Annotated in this window: 12 protein-coding genes; 7 read left to right on the top strand and 5 right to left on the bottom strand. The window is 63.2% G+C overall.

The window, feature by feature from the left end:
* The first annotated feature begins 37 nt into the window (after positions 1 to 37).
* Complete coding sequence (locus tag ACNUDN_RS27840) at positions 38 to 4,351, top strand: coiled-coil domain-containing protein (protein ID WP_419124896.1); 4,314 nt, start codon at positions 38 to 40, stop codon at positions 4,349 to 4,351.
* Positions 4,352 to 4,454: 103 nt separating this feature from the next.
* Here ACNUDN_RS27840 and ACNUDN_RS27835 read toward each other — a convergent pair whose 3' ends face one another.
* From ACNUDN_RS27835 to ACNUDN_RS27825, 3 genes are all read right to left on the bottom strand, one after another.
* A complete protein-coding gene (locus tag ACNUDN_RS27835) occupies positions 4,455 to 5,270 on the bottom strand; it encodes an ExeA family protein (protein ID WP_011896180.1) in 816 nt (271 codons plus the stop codon).
* Positions 5,267 to 6,754 carry a DDE-type integrase/transposase/recombinase gene (locus ACNUDN_RS27830; RefSeq protein WP_041801157.1) on the bottom strand — a complete coding sequence of 496 codons (1,488 nt, stop codon included), beginning with the start codon at positions 6,752 to 6,754 and terminating at the stop codon, positions 5,267 to 5,269. The genes ACNUDN_RS27835 and ACNUDN_RS27830 overlap by 4 nt, the downstream gene beginning before the upstream one ends.
* Before the next feature lie 113 nt (positions 6,755 to 6,867).
* A complete protein-coding gene (locus ACNUDN_RS27825) occupies positions 6,868 to 7,467 on the bottom strand; it encodes a helix-turn-helix domain-containing protein (protein WP_099248877.1) in 600 nt (199 codons plus the stop codon).
* Positions 7,468 to 7,720: 253 nt separating this feature from the next.
* Here ACNUDN_RS27825 and ACNUDN_RS27820 point away from each other — a divergent pair, with 253 nt between their 5' ends.
* A complete protein-coding gene (locus tag ACNUDN_RS27820) occupies positions 7,721 to 8,758 on the top strand; it encodes a Wadjet anti-phage system protein JetD domain-containing protein (RefSeq protein WP_419124895.1) in 1,038 nt (345 codons plus the stop codon).
* A gap of 110 nt (positions 8,759 to 8,868) precedes the next feature.
* Here the strand turns inward: ACNUDN_RS27820 and ACNUDN_RS27815 are convergent, their stop codons facing one another.
* The gene (locus ACNUDN_RS27815) at positions 8,869 to 9,810 is read right to left on the bottom strand and encodes a hypothetical protein (protein WP_419124894.1); all 942 of its coding nucleotides are present in this window, start codon (positions 9,808 to 9,810) and stop codon (positions 8,869 to 8,871) included.
* 527 nt (positions 9,811 to 10,337) lie between these two features.
* Here ACNUDN_RS27815 and ACNUDN_RS27810 point away from each other — a divergent pair.
* The 5 genes from ACNUDN_RS27810 (at position 10,338) to ACNUDN_RS27790 (ending at position 16,054) form a co-directional block, all read left to right on the top strand.
* Positions 10,338 to 11,114 (top strand): hypothetical protein, encoded by a 777-nt coding sequence (locus tag ACNUDN_RS27810; RefSeq protein ID WP_419124893.1) that lies wholly within the window; start codon positions 10,338 to 10,340, stop codon positions 11,112 to 11,114.
* 232 nt (positions 11,115 to 11,346) lie between these two features.
* Positions 11,347 to 11,952, top strand: coding sequence for a hypothetical protein (locus tag ACNUDN_RS27805; protein ID WP_498450172.1), 606 nt, complete (start codon positions 11,347 to 11,349; stop codon positions 11,950 to 11,952).
* Between the two features lie 54 nt (positions 11,953 to 12,006).
* Positions 12,007 to 13,215, top strand: coding sequence for a helix-turn-helix domain-containing protein (locus tag ACNUDN_RS27800; protein WP_419124891.1), 1,209 nt, complete (start codon positions 12,007 to 12,009; stop codon positions 13,213 to 13,215).
* Between the two features lie 114 nt (positions 13,216 to 13,329).
* The gene (locus ACNUDN_RS27795) at positions 13,330 to 14,961 is read left to right on the top strand and encodes an ATP-dependent nuclease (protein ID WP_419124890.1); all 1,632 of its coding nucleotides are present in this window, start codon (positions 13,330 to 13,332) and stop codon (positions 14,959 to 14,961) included.
* Complete coding sequence (locus ACNUDN_RS27790; protein ID WP_419124889.1) at positions 14,945 to 16,054, top strand: UvrD-helicase domain-containing protein; 1,110 nt, start codon at positions 14,945 to 14,947, stop codon at positions 16,052 to 16,054. Before ACNUDN_RS27795 ends, ACNUDN_RS27790 begins: the two co-directional genes overlap by 17 nt.
* Before the next feature lie 476 nt (positions 16,055 to 16,530).
* Here ACNUDN_RS27790 and ACNUDN_RS27785 read toward each other — a convergent pair whose 3' ends face one another.
* Positions 16,531 to 17,403, bottom strand: coding sequence for an SDR family NAD(P)-dependent oxidoreductase (locus ACNUDN_RS27785; protein ID WP_419124888.1), 873 nt, complete (start codon positions 17,401 to 17,403; stop codon positions 16,531 to 16,533).
* Positions 17,404 to 17,518 lie beyond the last annotated feature (115 nt).

Here is a 17,518-nt window from a genome sequence, read left to right as displayed (position 1 = left end):
GTTTCGTTTGCGGCGGATGTATCTCGACTCGGTTGGTGTGAGCGACAACCGGTTTGCCGATCTGATGGTGGAGTTGACCGACGTCGCCGGCGATCCGACCGATTCCATCGTGTGGCTACGCAACGGGGCGGGAAAGACCACGATGCTGTCGTTGTTGCTGGCCTTGATTCGCCCCGGGCGCCGCGACTTCCTGGCGCACAAGACCAAGAACCGATCGTTGGAGGACCTGATCCTCAGCGGCGACACCGCTCACGTGGTTGCTGAATGGGTCGGTCCGGACGGGCAGCTACTGCTTACCGGCGCGGTGTACGAATGGGACGGCCGCACAAGGCCGGTCGACTACAACAGCCGCGGTGGCAAGGACCGCCTGCGCAGAAGTTGGTGGTGCATCAGCCCCGACCCCGACATCGACGGCGCCACCCTGGACACGCTGCCCTTCACCTTCCGCACCGGCGGCGGCTTCGATCGCGAACGCTTCTGCAGTCACATCAGTGGGCTGGCCGTTCAGGGCGTCAATGCGGTGGTGGTCAACCAGACCATCGGTGAATGGCACGCTGCGCTGCGGGAACGCCGCTTCGACCCGGGACTGTTCGAGTACTTCCTTCTTGTTAACGCCGCCGAAGGCGGGATCGACGGACTGTTCGCCGAGATCGATTCACCGGGCAAGTTCGTCCGGTATCTCCTCCGGTTCGTCGGTAACCACGAACAGATCGAACCCGTAAGGGACTTGCTCAAGGACACTGCCGCCGAGATCGCCAAGCGTCCAATGTATTTGGCGGAGAAGGAGTTCTGCGACGATGCGCAGGACCGCGTGTTGACCCTGGGGATCGCGCGAAGCAATCGTGACGACGCGGCGCGCACCCTCGATGACGAACGCACTCGCGCCAGCCGGCACAAGCGGGCACTGCTCGATGCCAGCGCGGTGGCTGCAGACCTCGCCGATCAGGCGGCATTCCGCAAGGGGGTCATCGAGGATGCGTTGCGCATCATTCGCAGCGAGTTGGACCTGAACCGAACCCGAGCCCTGCACTACCTGATGAAGGCGGCCGAGTTCGGCGTCAGCGCCGCGCAACTGGCCGCCGAACAGGCACAGACAGTGGCTGAAGCCGCATCGATCACTGAGACTGCGTGGCAGGCCGTAGAGCAGCACATCGAGTTGATCACTCGCCGTGCCGATCTCGCGGAGAAGCAGGCCGCGCTGGAGGAGAAGACCCAAGCAGCCAAGCCCCTGCAAGATCGTGTCGACACCGCCCGCGCGCATCTCGCTGCAGCGATCAATGCTGACGTCGCTCTGGCCGGCGAGGAGATCGCCGTCCTCGACGAATACGTCGCCGCACACGACGACACACTCCTCGATGCCGAGAATGCCATCGAGTCCGCGCAACAACGCCGCGCGCAGCTCGACACCGAGCAGCAGAGCATCCACTCCGAGATCGCGAAGTTCGACAAGAGTCGGCAGCGCCTGATCGAGCGTGGCGTTCTGGCCGCCGAGGAGACGTTGGCCGCCGCCGAACTCCGACTGGGGGTGACTGTCAGGGAGGCACACGCCGCTGCGGAGCGCCTGCAGCAGGCTCACGACGAGAGGGATGCCGCCGCCGAGACCGCGGCGGCGCGATACGAAGACGACCAGCAGGCGGTGACCGCCGCCGATCTGGAGCATCGGCAACTCGACGGTCAATTGCAGGGCCTGGTAGGTCGAGCATCGGCGCTAGCCGACAATCCCCGGGTGCGGGCGCTGATGCAAACCGGAGAGGTCGATCTGGGCCGCGAATCAGACGACGTCATCGCGGCGTTGGAGCACGCCAGGGCCAGCGGCGAGCGGGAGACGTTCGAACTCAACCAATGGATTGCCGCCAGTGAGCGAGCGCTGCACTCGCTGAAGACCGACGGCCTGTTGCCGCCGCGCCTGCAGGTGCAGCAGATCGTCGACGAACTGTCCGCGGCGAGCGTCACCGCTGTGCCGGGATGGCGCTACCTTGCCCAACACATACACCCCGAAGATCACCCGACGGTGATCGCCGAACTGCCGGCCGTCGTGGACGGCGTGATCGTCTACACCGACGACCTCGCCGCGGTGGCCGCTCAGATCCGCACGCCCGTCGACGACGTGGTGGTGTTGTCCGCGGCCAGTGTGTTCGAGGGCCACCCCGCTCCGCAGTTCACTCTCGGTCCGGCAGCGGCGATGTACGACACGGCGGCGGCCGCGGTGGAACTGACCACCCGCACCGAGACTTACGGCCAGATGGCCGAGCGCCGCGATGCAGTGGACGCACAGCGGCGTGCCGATGGCGCCCTGCTGTCGAAGATCACGGCATTCGCGCAGGAGGTACCGGCCGACGGCATCGATGGCCTCCGCGCCCGCACGCAGTCCAGCACCGTGGCGTTGCAGGAGGCTCGCGACCGCGCCGCCGCCACCAAACAGCTACGGCACAACCTCGGCGAGGAACTCAAGGCGATCGCAGCCGAGCTTCACCTGGAGCGAATGCGTGCGGTGCGAGCAGAAGAGGCGCTGCCGACCGTCGCCGATCTCGCGGTGACCGAGCTTGATGTCGTCGTCCCCTCCCAGCAGCGACTCGAACAGATCCCGATTGACTTCGCAGCCGCAGACGAACAACTCGCCCGCGCTCGGGAACAACGCAGAACTGCTGAAGCCGCCAAGGCGGACATGATGGTCCATCGCGGGCAGGTGGATCAGCGACGAGTCGACTGGCGGGCGGAACTGGAAACTCTTCCGCCACCCCTACCCACCGATCTGTCACAGCCCGAGGCGCGGGCCGCACGCGAGGCGGCCGAACAGCAGTTACAACAACAGTTCCCCGAGGATGTGCTGCGCTACGCCGTCATGGCGGCAGAACGCGAAGTTCAGACTGCGGCGCGTCAGTGGGAAGGCCAGCCCGAGCCGGTTCGGAAACGGGCATTGGAACTTTCCGCATCTACTGACGCTGCCGATCCAGGCTCCCGAGTGGTCGCCCGGCAACGCGCCGCAGCGGTAGCCACGCAGGCCAAAATGGCGCACGGCGCGGCCAAGGGCGACCTCAACGCCGCCGAGTTGGTCTTGCAGGACGCCGTGCGCAACCTCGGGAGCCGGCACAGCCGCAAGGACTTCGAGGCCGTGGAACCGACCGACCAGCCTCACGCCGAGAGCCTCGCCACCGACGCCACCGACGCCGCGGTGGAGCTCGAGGAGCAGCGATGGCGGCGCGAACAGGAACTCAAGGCCGACGAAGCCACCATGGGCGCGCAGACGGCGCGATCGAAAACCCTCGCTGATCAGGCCTCCCGGCTGGACAAGGTGGTGGCCGCCACCGAATCGGTCGAGCTCGCGTTGCCGGCCGACGACGACGCCGTGCGGGTGATCGTGACCGCCGTTCACGGGGACTTCGAGTACGCCGGCATGCTGCATGCCCAAGCCGTCGATGACTTCGAAGCCTCCGCCGACGAGCTTGGCCGGTGGGCCAGCGACGACAGGTTCGTCCACCTTGCCGAGGACGAACACGGCCATGCGGTGCGTCGGCTAAGGGAGATGCTGCGAGACAAGGCCCGCATCAAACGGGTCGCCGAGAACGCCGAAGGCCTGGTCGATGACCTCCGGCTACGGGCCACGCAGATCGGCGAGCAGCTCAAACAGGTCGAAGAGACCAAAGCCAACATCGGGAACAAGATGACCGACCTGGTAGTGGACGCTCTGACAGTGCTGCGGCGGGCATCGTCGCTTTCGGAGATGCCCGAGGGTATCGGGGCGTGGGACCACCAACGGTTCCTCGACGTCTCACCCCGCAGCAATCCCACCCGAGAGCAGATCGCGCTGCGCGTAGGCGACCTCATCGACACAATGGTCACCGGTCGCGCCGTCGAGCAAGACCCCGCCGAACTGCTATGGCGCGCCACGGATTCCGCAGTGCCGGAGGGCTTCAAGGCCACCGTCCTCAAACCATCACCCGAGCAGTCCAGGACGCGCACACCCGTGGCCGACATGCGTAAGTGGTCCGGGGGTGAGAACCTCACGGCGTCACTGGTGCTGTTCTGCGTGATGGCGCGGCTGCGGGCGGAGAAGCGCACCGAGGACCGAATCACCTCCTCCGGCGGGGTCCTGCCGTTGGACAATCCGGTCGGCAAGGCCAACTATCTACCGTTCCTGGAGCTGCAGCGCAAAGTCGCGAAAGCCAATGGTGTGCAACTCGTTTACTGGACGGGCATCGGCGACCTCGGGGCCGTCACGACCTTCCCGAGGATTGCGGCGATGCACAAGCGCCCCTCGACCACTCGTGCCGGTCGCGCCTACGTGACCGTGTGTTGTGCGTCGTCGACGGTGACCATGTCGGCGTCACCGATGGTGGTGATGATGCTGTGATGAGAACGGCCCCGCTCGGTGTGGTGAGCGGGGCCGTGGTGGTCTCGGTGACGGAATCGTCGCCGCGGTGATGCAGTTGTGGTCGTGGTGGTGGGAGTTTCGTTCAGTCTGAAGCTGTTTCGCTGATCGCGATGCGGGCAGCTTTCTCCCCGACGATGGAATGACCGGCAGCGAACGCGGCCGTCAACGCGTGCAAGGCGAGGTTGTTGACCGCGCGGGGGTGCCCGCGCGAGGCGTTGTGAATCAGTGTGACGGCGTCGTCGGCGAACAGGGTGTCGGAGCGGCCGGCGATCTTGGTGTGGTGGCTGATGTAGTCAGCGGTGTCGGCCGGGCTCATCCCAGGCAGGGCGTAGCGCACCGCGATGCGCTGATCCAGGGCGGCCAAGACACCCAGGCGCAGCCGATGCCGCAGGGTCGGTTGGCCGACCAGCACGACCGCGAACGGGGATCCGGAGTCCATGTCGTGGTTAGTGAGAAGTCGGATCGCTTCGAGTTGATGGTTGTCGAGCAGGTGTGCTTCATCGACCACCAGCACTGGGTTGCGGCCCCGTTCGGCGTGTTCAGCGGCCAGGGCCTCGGCGGCCTGAGGAGCGAGGCGGGCGGTGTGAAAGACCGGGGTGTGCCCAAGGGCGGCCACGATGTGGGTGAGCATGCCGCGAACGCCGATGGTGGGGTTGGCCAGGTAGATGATGACGTGGCGAGCCGGGTCCAGGGCGGTGGCGGCGGCGCGGATGGCCACCGTCTTGCCGGCGCCGACTTCGCCGGTGATGACCCCGATGGCGCACTGATTGACACACCAGCTGATCCGGGCGATGGCTTCACTGTGGCCGGGGTGGCGGTGCAGCATCGACGGAGCCAGGTTGCGCCCGAACGGCATCCGACTGAACCCCCAATGTGACTGCAGCCGTTCAATACTCATGCCGACATCCCATCTTCATGGGCAGCGCTGTCGGAGCCGAGGTCGGTGATGGAGAGCTGGCCGGGAATCTGACCGTCTTGTTCAGCTGTGCCGATCGTGGTCTGACCGTCCGCTCCGTAGAGGGCGTGGTAGCCGATACGTTCGTCATGGCGCAGCTGCTCATGATGGGCCGCGGCGGTCAGCGCAAGGTAGTCAATCCCCGTCGCCGGTGTCGGATCGTCACGGGTTTCAGGTCGGGCTTTCGGGTGGGCGTGGCGGGTGATGGTGTGAGCGACCGCGGCACCGAAACTCTGGTCGCGGTAGCGGACCTCGATGGACTCCAGATCGAAGGGACTGAACACCAGCTCCACCCTGCGCCCGGCCAAGGCGGGATCAACTCGGTAGGTGTTGGAATGCAGCGAGACCGTGGCGGTCTTGGTGACCACCCGAAACTCCGACCACAAGAACGCCTCGGTCAGATCCGCCGCGGTCGGCAATGCCGGCGACCCGCCGAGGCGGTCCCAGCCGTCCTCCCACCGATCCAGCGGGGACTGTCCAGTTTCGGAGTGGGTGCGGCGGTGATACTCGGTTTCGGTCCAGGCCATGAACAGTCGGTTGAGCTCCAACAGAGCCCCACGGTGGTCCACCCCCGCGGCGGTAAGGTCCTCGGCGCTGGTGTCGGTGACTTCAACGAGGAACTGGTCGCGCACGGTGCGGAAGAACCGCTCGATCTTGCCGCGGCCCTGCGGGCGCCCGGGTGCTGAATGCACCAATCGGATCCCGAGTTTCGCGCATGCCCGCAACAGCCACGCATCCACAAAGGCTGAACCGTTGTCGACATAGATCGAGGCGGGAACGCCGCGGGCCGCCAACGCCGGCTTCAGGGCGGCGGCCAGGCGCACAGTGTCTTCAGCGAACCCGAAGCGGTGCCCGACCACCAGCCGAGAGTGGTCGTCGAGGAAGGCGAACAAGTAGGTTTTGCGGTCTCCGACCCGCGGGCCGTGCAGGGCATCGCCGACCCACAGTTCGTTGGGATCAGCGGCTTCGAATCGGCCGAACACCTCGCCTGGCTGACCGGCGGTCGGGCCCATCAACTCACACCGGTGGAAGTGGCGCAGCAGCGTCGACTCCGAGGGCGCCCACCCCGTCGCGGTCCGCAGGATCCGGGCCACCTGAGCCACGGTGCGGGCCGGGTTCTCCCGCTTCAGTGAGACCGCCAGCTCCAACACCTGGGTGTCGGTGCGGGTGCCCAGCCGCCGCGGCTCAGGCACCAGCGCTTCGAACCCGCCCGTCCGGTAGCGGCGGATCCAACGGTCCAGCGTCGCCCGCGCCACCTGCACCTGGGCGCCGAACGGATCGATATGCCGGCGATCAGCGATCTCGCGGACCAGTTTCCCGCGCTGCTTGGTCGACAGCCCTTGCTCGAGGGCGGGGCAGATCAGCTGATACCGAAACAGCCCGATCGCCTGGGCCCGTTCCCGACGTTTGTGGTCCTCCAACGACACCGCCACGTTCTCCTCACACTGTTGACGGCCCGGCCCGAAACCGATTGTCGGGCAGGTGCCTTGGCGAGGATCACCGATCACGTGAGCCCCACGTCAGGGGCAACTGGTGTTGCTCAGATGCGCCGGGCAGCCGGCGGCCAGCACGGCGCCAACAACCTGCCGCCGCTGACCGCCACCATCACCAGCGGTGGCGTCATCACGCCCAGCACCCCAGCCGGGCCGAACCGCGCACCGATCGCCGCGGCGGCGGTGGCGATCGCGGCCACCAGGTCACTCCAGCCGCAGCCAGACCCATCTGGGATTGCCACGTCGATCCCGGTGCCCACCGCGACCTGGAGGAACCACGCCCGCATCGACTCGACACGCCCGGTCACCCGGCGCAGCCATCCCCGCACCGTGCTCGCCGGCACCCCCAGGTTCTCTGCGATTCGGCGATGCCCCCAACCACGGGACCGCAAGACCAGCGCGTTCCAAATAGTCTGTGCGCCATACCCCCTGCGCAACAGTGCCATCACTGGCAGCAACACGTGTGTGACTCGGCATGACCGGCATCGAGCCCGCCGCGGACGCACCGGGCCGGTGACGCCGTGGACACGGCGGACACGGGCGAAACCCCAGCAGGCCAATACGCCGTCGGGGCAGGACGGGCAGTCCATCTGCCCGGACGCCAGCCGGGACTCGACGTGAACGAGATCAGCCTCTACCGTCACCATGAGTGCCTCCGTGCACTACAGCGCGGCACCCTGCGAGCCCGCCAAGACTTCAGCGGGGTGCCGCGCGACCCATCAGTACGTCCTCACCCTGACGGTGCACACCAACACCAGCAACTCCGCAACAATCCGGGCCTCCAGATCGGCAACCTCAACGACGATCCACTACCCCATGGTCGTCATCCCGAAAGACGGCCAACAACCGTGGACGACGAAACGTCGCGCCAAGTCCTCGATGCGGTCTCATCGGTGCGTCGTGAGCCCTGAGACCATGCTGGCCGAGGCGCTGTGGAGCGCCATCGAAGCCCACAGGACTCGCCGCGTCCCCCTGTCCGAACTGCTCAAAGCCGGAGCTGCAGTTGACCGGACCGGCGCAGCCACCGTTGGCTGGAGAGCCCGGATCAAGGCGGCGATCGACCATCTCGAGACCAGTGGTCGCGTCACGCTTCCCAAGACGAAACAAGACACCGCGGCCCTGCCGGCCTTGCCGCTGTACGTGACGAAGGCAGCGGCCCCCCGGTCATCGCGCCCTGCCGCGACCGCACCGGTCTGGCATGCTGAACTACGTTGGGCTGCATCCTTGTTCGATGAGGGGAAGCTGACGGGATCGGATCAGCGATTCCTGTCGACCATCAATGCCTGGCTGTCGCGGCGCCGCGGTATCACGGTGCCCCTTAGGGAACGCTCACTTGAGGTCTTCGGCGACGAGAAACTGTTGGAGACAAGGGTTTCCGGTCCGCTGTTCGGGCCGGGGCGGCTGACCTTGGATCTATTGCAAACCTATCTCTGCTGGCCCACCTTGGAACGCTTCGTATACGGGGCTGGCGACTGGCTAATCGTGGAGAACTACACCACTTACCACTCGTTGGGCCGCCGCGCAGGGGAGTTGGGGTTCGAAGGCCAGATCATCTGGGGCTCCGGTAACGGCGTCGCCACCCGGCTTGCCGCGCTAACCGCGGAACCCGCCCGGCCGGACAAGCTCTACTACTTCGGCGACATCGACATAGGCGGCCTTCGGATCGCCCGTTCGGCGGCCGCCCGAGCCGCCGTGCTCGGACTACCGCCGCTCCTCTCGGCCAGTGGCCTGTACCAACTCACCTTCGACATGGGCGTCCAACGCAGTGACACGAACACCCGCAATCCCGACCCCACGCTGGCTACGTGGATCCACCAATGGCTCCACACGGACCTGGCCGACGCCATCGTCGGGGTACTCGCCGCGCGAAAGAGAATCGTTCAGGAGACGGTCGGCCGTGAGGTGCTCGCCAATACCCTGCTGGCGCAATGGTTCTGAATCTGGCGACCCTCGGGGAGAGTACGGCCGCCTTCGGCGACAGTCCAGCAGCAGATTCGGTGTTATCGACCCTCACGCGGTGCTCACTGTGGGAGCGATCGACGGCACAATCAGAAATCCATGTTGTCAACTACCGCCTGCCGATGTTCCGCGTGCTCCAGAAGGACGGCGAACTCTCCCGCATCGTGAGCTGCCTTGGTCGCGGCTCGGAAAGCGTGGTCAAAGCGTACGTCGAGGCCCGCCTCGATCCAAGCAAACGCGTCAGGCAAAGTGGACCGTAGCCAGCCGTCGAGCTCATCGAAAAGTTCAAACACGGACGTCATTTCGGCCTCGTCGACTGGGAACAACGAGAAGCGAGGACTGTCGCGGATCGACGTCAGTCCCACCGGCACTGTGCCGATACCAGGCGCTTGTATAAACACGGTGGCTCCTTGCCCTTTCTCGAACCCGCCGTGGGAGTAAGGATTTCGCCATCGCTCGACCACATCTGTCAACAGCTGCCTATATCGGCTGGCGGCCGTGTCGTTAGGCAGTACTCGTGCGAACTTTTCCTTCCACCGTGAACCGATGATGTCGATAAGGCTGTCGACGTTACGATCAAACCCCTGGAAGGGAAGCGCCAACACAAGATCGTGTTCCAATAGGCTCAAATATGCTGTGATCGCCGCAATGAGGTCATGGAAAGCATTCTGGCGCATTACACTTTCACCGTGGGTGAACGTTGATCCGCTTATGGATCCGTCCTTGCTGACAAACCGTTCATGGACATCTTGTACAACTGATGGCGACGTTGCACGCTCACGAAAGTACTTATAGGCCTGTAAGAGAAGGTAGTGCTGATTAACCACTGTGGCGTCGCCGTTCGCGAGCAGCGCAGGAGCGTCCGCCAAGACCTGCTTCTCGACTGCCCGGACGCTAGATCGCAGCCTCTTGTCGATCTGGTTGAGTGTCTGAGTCGCGATCGTCTCCTCGCTCTCAGTGTGAAGGTACAGACGAAGACCGAACTTCTCATGGGCCAGCGTGCACGCTTGACCTTGATATGTGAAGTTCACCCACCAAGCGACCTTCTCTGCTGGGCCTTGGGGCGTGAGCCCGATCGACGCAAGGGCATATCGGATTAACTGAGGCACGGGCGCAGCATTTCGACCCACATGAAGCTTCCGAGCGCCCGTGGGCGTCACTTTTCCGGACTCGGGGGGACCGAAATCTCGTAAGGACGTCCTTTGAAGGTGGTGGCCCAGTGCGCTCAGCGAGCCAGGAGAGGTCATGACACGACCATTGCAGTGGCGGTTGTAGGTGTCCAGCGAGTTAGGGGCCGGAGCTGGCCGGGGACGATGAGCCGGTGCTTGCGCGCATGATGAATTGCACGCACCGCACAGGCGCAAGTGCGTGCGGCTTGAGCGTGAGGGTGTGTATTCTGTGGGTGGCTGTTCCGCGCAGCTATCCCGAGTCGCCAGGTGCCCGTGTCACCTTCGACGCATGCAGGGCCAGGTCCAGGAGATCCGCGGAAGAATCCGTCACTGTTGAGTAGCGGCGTGGACACGGGGAGCACCGCGCATTCCAGTGGATGGAGTTTCTTATGACCAAGCATCAAGACCTCAAGCGCCGCGCCCGCGAGTACCGCAAAACCCACCCTGACATTCGCCTGGCAGATGCGATGCGTGCAGTCGCACCACCTGAAAACTGTGACCGTGCACCTTGGTCAGTCGGCAACGCCCCCTGGATCCGCCGTGCAGAGGCGCCCTCTAGCTGCTTCTTCTGTGGTCAGGACACGGTCATTCGCTCAATGACGGATATGGCAACCGACAACGGCAGAGTCGAGATTTATTGCGACACCGGCGACTGCGATGCGCGCGAGGTCGAGGTCATCGTGGTCGAGGACGGGACGGCCGCCACTCGCAGCCGCACTGACGTTCGGATCATGGGCCACATTGCGCCCGCGAATCCGCATATCGTCTGGACCGGCCCCGGCCAGGCTTGGGCAGCGGGTACCGCTCCCGCGCTGCGTATGCGCACTGGCTCGATGACGTGTGTTTTCTGCGGCGAGATGACATGCACTCTATCCAGAAATGACATTGCTGCCGACACGGGACGCATTAGGGTGCATTGCAACAATCGTCGTTGCGCGATGCAGGAAGCGGAGGTGCTGCTGATGCGTGATGGTTACGGCAACCAGGCAGAACGCGAGGACGTCAAAGCTTTGCGGGGCCTTTTCATTACGCGTGCCGACAAACTGGCTGCAGACCTCCCTCCTGGACAGCCGCCCATCTTTCCTGTCTCAGACTGGGCGATGCCGGCTGACGGAACGGACCCGCTGCAGATGCGGATCTCTGGGCCGCTTCCGTGGGAGAAGTAGACGGCGGATTAAACCGCGAAGCTTCGGGGTTCGCCACCCAAATTGGTTGCGACGTGGCGGAAGGTCATGGGCCATGTACACCGATGGAAGTTGGCCGTCGCCTCAGTCTGCGCGGTATATGGCGGCGAAGCGGCGGGGGCAGACCTTGGGCGTGCCGGTAGAGCGGCGGACTCTGGCGCGCCGAGCGCCAGTTCGTTGACACGTGACATTTCCCGGAATATTCTCATCAACTATGTCACGTCCTGAGGACACCGCTCTAGCCAAGCTCGGTTCGATCGCCGAGGAGCTCAGAGAAGTAGTCGCCGAACGCGGGCACCGCGTAGACGTCGCACTCGATGCCGATGAAGCCTTCGGTAGCGGACAGTCTAGAGCCTGGCTAACCCGCGATCTCGTTCTCGAAGCGATCGATGAAGCCGCTTCGAGGGTAGGTGTCGAGTTCCGGACGGTGAATGGGAGCGGCCGCGAGATTCGCATGTTCACCGGAAGCGTGGAGCGTCGCTTTCGTTGTCGGGGTGCATCGATCGACTCCGAAGGGAACTTCCAAGTAATGGCGAGCTCGGATGCGCCGCTGGTTGTCGAGGATGACAGCGGGTTCTTTCCAATCGAGGCCTGGGTGTTTGGTTGGGTAGCGGGGTCCTCGGCCGAACTGACAGACATCTTCATCTCGCCGATCCTCGGATTCACCCCCGGCAGTCCCGGACACCTCGACCTCGGCGCACCGATCCTTCTGCTCGGATCAGCCACACCGCCGCCCGGAGGTGGTGGGTTCCGTCCCTCATGTGAGGGTCTGGAAGGCTTTGACGACGACGAGTTCGGTTTCGAGGCCGACACAGCGTGAGGGTGCTCGCCTTCGGATTGATGGCGATGCTGACCAACGAACGGGGGCAAAGTAGTGCTGCCGCAACGTAATATTGGTGAACGGATTCGCAGGCTCCGCCTCGTTGCTGGAGTAGGTCAGGTGGAGTTCGCCAGTCGACTGGGTATCGCTAACGGGTCTGTGTCTAAAATTGAGAACGGCCGCATGACGGTGTCCGACGATCTCCTCGACAGAATCGCCGTCGCGCTAGATTGCACGCCCGAATACCTTGCTGCGCCGGAGCGTATCGGTCCGACCACTCGTCCCTGGTTACGCGCGTACGCTGACGCTTCTAAACGGACGGTGGACCAGCAGGCTGCCGACAGTGCCACCGTAATTGAGGTATCAGACATTTTGGGACTACGTCGTATTCCCGACGGCATACCTATCTTCGACGACGACCCGTCCGACGACGAAGCAATCGAACAATTCGCCCTAGATGTGCGCGCTGCCGCACAGATTGGTGACGGAGATGTTGTCGGTAATTGCATTCGCGCCGCTGAACGATTGGGTTGCGTCGTGCTGCCCATGCGTAACGAACTTGGAAAGCACCTCGGATTGTCGTTGCGGTCCAACATGATTCCAGTGATTTGCGTTAGTCAAGCCTCGACGAATCGTCCTGGTGGGGTTCCTGGCGACAGACAACGCTTCACCGTTGCACATGAACTCGGACACTTGGGATTGCATGCAGGTCTCGGGCCTCCCGAATCTGCCGACGACGCAACTCGAGTCGAAAAGCAAGCGCATCGCTTTGCTGGAGCGTTTCTTGGTCCGGGCGATGCTTTACTTCAAGACCTGCACCAGGAGGGTGGTCGTGTCACCCTCCGAACGCTCACGGCCTTGAAGGAGCGTTGGGGTATATCGATCAAGGCGCTGGTCATGCGTTTCCAAGGACTGGGGGTCATCGACGGTAACCACGCGCGCAGTCTCTATAAACAGATATCTGCGCGAGGATGGAATAGATCAGAGCCGATAGAAGTCGGCGGGGAAGAAGCGATGTGGCTGACCCAGGCAATCAAACAGTTCTCAGCAGGCGCGGCTGACGGATTGGGTTTTGCTGCCCAGTCGGCAGGGATTGGCCGCTCTCACTTTCAACGATGGACGGAATGGAATCCGCCCGAAGGCGACTTTAGTGATGTAGCGCGTGTCTTCGAGATAGGTTCCAAAGGAAGGAGATCGGTCAAGAAACAAGAAGGCCAGCGCCTACCAGCGGATGTCGTCAGCTTGTCACCTAGGCGACCATGAGGGCGGCCGCGCACGGTCGAGACGCTCGTCCGATACCCGAGGGGGCAGGTGTTCGGCGGCTGCGCGCACGCACGGCTAATGCACCAGCGTGGCAACTACAGACTGGAGCAGTCGGTGATTGAGCGCGTGCGGGTTGTCGGATATCGCAAATTTCGGGAGTTGAACTTCGAGCCCCACCAACGTCTCAACATTCTCGTCGGTGACAACGACGCAGGGAAGTCAACCCTGCTGGAGGCAATCACCTTGGTGTTGACGGGGCGGGTCAGTGGGCGACTCGCCAGCGACGAGGTCAATCCGTTCTGGTTCAACGCCCAGGTGGTGAAGGAGTTCTTCGCCACCAGAGCCAAGGGTGGGACACCGGCGCCACCAGTGATCGAGATCGAAGTGTTCCTCTACGACCGTGATGAATTTCAGCGGAACTTGTTCGGCGCCAACAATTCAGAGCAGCCAACTAGGGCTTGCGCGGGTATCCGTCTCAGAGTTGAGCCCGATCCCGATTACGGTGACGAGATCGAGGCCTACCTATGTGAAATGGAGGCCGATGATGCTGGGCCGTCGGCGCTGCCTGTGGAGTACTACCGCGTGGACTGGCGCACGTTCTCCAACAAGACGCTGACCGCACGCCCGAAAGAGCTGACGACTGCCGTCATCGATTCCCGCACTATTCGGTCCAACAGTGGGATGGACGTCCACCTCAAACAGATTCTAAGCGATCACCTCAATGCCTCCGAAAAGGCGAAGGTGTCCCTGGCCGTGCGCGCGACCCGCGACACACTGGCGTCGCCGCATCTGCAGGCGGTGAACGAGAAGATGGCAGAGCTGCCAGGGCCACTGGACGACAAACCGATAGAACTCGCCATGGATCAGACCGGCCGTGGTGCTTGGGATTCCAGCGTGATCCCTCATGTCGCCGAAGTACCCTTCCTGCTGTCGGGGCAAGGGCAGCAGGCCGCGATCAAGATTGCGCTAGCCATGGGGCGATCGGCATCGGCGGCACGGGTTGTGATGATCGAAGAGCCCGAAAATCACCTCTCGCATACGAATTTGGGAAAGCTGCTGGCGCGCGTCGCTCACCTTGCGGGCAACGATCAGCAGCTGTTTATCACCACACATAGCTCATACGTACTCAACCGAATCGGTGTGGACGGCCTGCAACTGGTCGGAGAAAACGGCATCACAGCACTGGGCGCACTCCCAGAGGACACTGTCGCCTATTTCAAGAAGTTGCCCGGATACGACACACTGCGTATGGCTTTGGCCGGGCGGCTGATCCTCGTCGAAGGCCCGTCCGACGAGATTGTCGTCGAACGGTTCTACATGGATCTGCACACCGGGCGGCGGCCCATTGATGACGGTATCGACGTGATCAGCATGCGTGCACTGTCGTTGAAGCACTGCCTACGCCTGGTTCAGGCCCTCGGGACGCGATGCGCGGTTCTGCGTGACAACGACGGCAATGACCCAGCCGATCTCCTCGAGGGCCTGGCCGAATACCTCAACGATGACCGCGGAGTTTTCATCGGAGCATCCGGTCAGGGAAACACGCTGGAGCCCCAGATCGTGCACGCTAACGACGAGCAGACGGTGCGTACGGTGCTGGCGATCACCGCCAAGGCGGACCTGGCCACCTGGATGGATAACAACAAGACCGAGGGCGCACTACGGATCCTGGAGAGCGACACAACGCTCAATGCGCCAAGCTACATCACTGAAGCGGTTGCCTTCGTTAATGAATCAGTCCAGTAACCGGCTCACGCTCGCCGTCGCCGGATCCCGTAAAACTCAGGGGCTTGTCGATTCCTGCAGAGCGGCCGATCAGAGCGAGCGCATTCTCGTCCTGACCTACACAAGCTATAACCAACGCGAGCTATCCACTAGGTTGGATCGCCTGGCAGGCGACCACCCACATATCGAGGTGCGTGGCTGGTTCTCGTTCCTGCTGCAGAATTTCGTTCACCCTTTCCTGCCCTTGATGTTTGAAGGCAGGCGCGTTGAAGGGTTCGACTTCGACAGCCCACCCCAGACCTACGTCGCCGCCGGCAGTTGGCAGCGATACATCAATGAACAAGGTGAAGTCAGGCGCGTTCACCTCCCGGAGTTGGCGGTGAAGATCAACCAGGCTGGCGCCGGAATCTGCCTGCAGCGGCTTCAACGGGTGTACGACCGGATCATGATCGACGAGGTCCAAGACCTTTGCGGGTATGACCTGGAGATCCTGGACCTGTTGATGGCATCAAAGGTCAACCTCGAAATGGTCGGCGACATCCGGCAGGCCATCCTGGCCACTAACGAGCGTGAAGCCAAACACAAGCCGTTCATGTATATGAAAGTATGGAAATGGTTTCGGGCCCAGGAAACGGCCGGGCGCCTACTCATCGAGCAACGACGCGAAACATGGCGATGCGCACCGGAGATCGCGGCGTTCGCCGACTCGTTGTTCGGACCCGAGTGGGGATTCGAACCGACGGTATCGCTCAACACCGTTCGGACCGACCACGATGGGATCTTCCTGATCGCACCCGACCACGTCGATCAGTACAACGAACTTCATCATCCAATTCTTCTGCGGTACAGCAAGGTAAGCGGCAAGCAGTACGACCATCTCGACTGCCTGAACTTCGGCAAGGCAAAAGGACTCGAACGACCTCGAATCCTGATCTATCCCACCGGGGATATTGGCAAATTCATAACCAAAGGAAAGAAACTGAGCGACCAGCAGGCGGCAAATCTTTACGTAGCAGTCACTCGGGGTCGGCACAGCGTGGGGTTCATTATCGAGCCGTCCAAGAACACCGTCATTCCCGTATGGACTCCAGACGGAGGACTTGCCGGATGCTGAGCACGGGTGTCATGCCGGCCGAGTACACGGCGAGCGCGACTCAAGAGCCGCGACGCTGACCACAGGCATTCGCGCAAGGAGGCGCTACCGAGTGAAGTGCTTCAACCGCGCTGAACTGTAGTCTTGCAACGAAGATTAACAAGCTCAGACGACACGCCGACGTCTTGTCAAAGTAGCCAGGCGAGTCCTGTCAATCTTCGCTGCATCTCGACATCTTTGCCCTCCATCACGGACGAAGACGGAGGCGCCCGTGGGAATCTTGGACTACGGCCGACGGGTGGTTCGAAATCAGCTTTGTGAGAGCCAAATTCAGGTTGTGCGCGTTGAACAAGCACTTCGTCGAGGAGGCCCGCGATGCCGGCGACCCGAGAAGACCGTGGCAAATTCGTCCAGCAGCCGATTGCGGCTTCCCACAAGGCATTGGGGTTAGGGATCAGAGGGCGCCCCTCAGGCTGACCCGAGGCGACCCAGGCGGATCAGTCGGCAGCCTCATCGGGCGGGAAATCGACCGGGTAGTGCTCACCGAAGTCGGCGGATCGACCGACGTCGGCCCACAACCGGTCCTCTATGAGCAACTTCTCGTCGTGCTGGGTACAGCTCTCGACTGAGATCACGCCCAGTGGCAGATGGTAGGGAACGTGCTCGCGCCGCGACATCCGAACCAGGATGTCGGCTGCGCGTGCAGGGTCACCAGCGGTGATGGCGGGACTGGACAAGGTTTGCGAGACCATCTCCCCGACCGTGGCCGCGTAGAGGTCAGGGACGTCGCTGATCGACATCGACGATCCCGCCCAGTCGGTGGCGAATCCGCTGGGCTCCACGACGAGGACCTTCACCCCGAACGGGGCCGTTTCGGCTCTCAGAACACGCGAGAAGCCGTCGATAGCGAATTTGGCGGCCTGGTATGACGCAATGCCGGGGACACCGCCGACACGACCACCACCCGACGAGAATTGGATGATCAAGCCGCCCCCCTGGGCGCGCAACACTGGGATCGCGGCCCTCGACACGTTGTAGACACCCCAGAAGTTGGTCTCGAACTGTGCCCGGAAGTCGTCATCGTCTCCGGTCTCGATGGGGGCGACGTTGGCGTATCCCGCGTTGTTGACCACCACGTCGACACGGCCGAACCGTTGCAGAGCGGCGTCCAGCGCATCTGCACACCGGGGTGCGTCGGTGACATCGAGTTCCAACGGCAACACGCGATCGCCGTGCGACTCGGCCAGCTCGCTCAGTTGCTCGGGACGGCGCGCGGTCGCCGCCACGCTGTCGCCCGCCTCGAGCGCAGCGCGAGCAAGCGCACGGCCGAAGCCTCGAGACGACCCGGTGATGAACCAGACGCGAGACATGCATTCCTCCAGGGGGTTATTGCAGCGGAGCGGTTGTGGACGTGGGCGCCACGACATCACGGTGACACCGCCGGACCCCTCGGCGCATCCGTCAGATGACTTCGGCTTTCGGCGG

Origin of the sequence: Mycobacterium sp. smrl_JER01, from assembly GCF_048513595.2 — a bacterium.
GTDB lineage: Bacteria > Actinomycetota > Actinomycetes > Mycobacteriales > Mycobacteriaceae > Mycobacterium.
Note: the sequence above shows the minus strand (reverse complement) of the source record. Positions and strands in the feature narration are given on the sequence as shown.

What these genes read in the sequence shown, in the direction of transcription:
- ACNUDN_RS27835 (WP_011896180.1), bottom strand. Translation starts at nt 5,270, where the DNA reads ATGAGTATTGAACGGCTGCAGTCACATTGGGGGTTCAGTCGGATGCCG.
- ACNUDN_RS27825 (WP_099248877.1), bottom strand. Translation starts at nt 7,467, where the DNA reads ATGGTGACGGTAGAGGCTGATCTCGTTCACGTCGAGTCCCGGCTGGCG.
- ACNUDN_RS27810 (WP_419124893.1), top strand. Translation starts at nt 10,338, where the DNA reads ATGACCAAGCATCAAGACCTCAAGCGCCGCGCCCGCGAGTACCGCAAA.
- ACNUDN_RS27805 (WP_498450172.1), top strand. Translation starts at nt 11,347, where the DNA reads ATGTCACGTCCTGAGGACACCGCTCTAGCCAAGCTCGGTTCGATCGCC.
- ACNUDN_RS27790 (WP_419124889.1), top strand. Translation starts at nt 14,945, where the DNA reads ATGAATCAGTCCAGTAACCGGCTCACGCTCGCCGTCGCCGGATCCCGT.
- ACNUDN_RS27785 (WP_419124888.1), bottom strand. Translation starts at nt 17,403, where the DNA reads ATGTCTCGCGTCTGGTTCATCACCGGGTCGTCTCGAGGCTTCGGCCGT.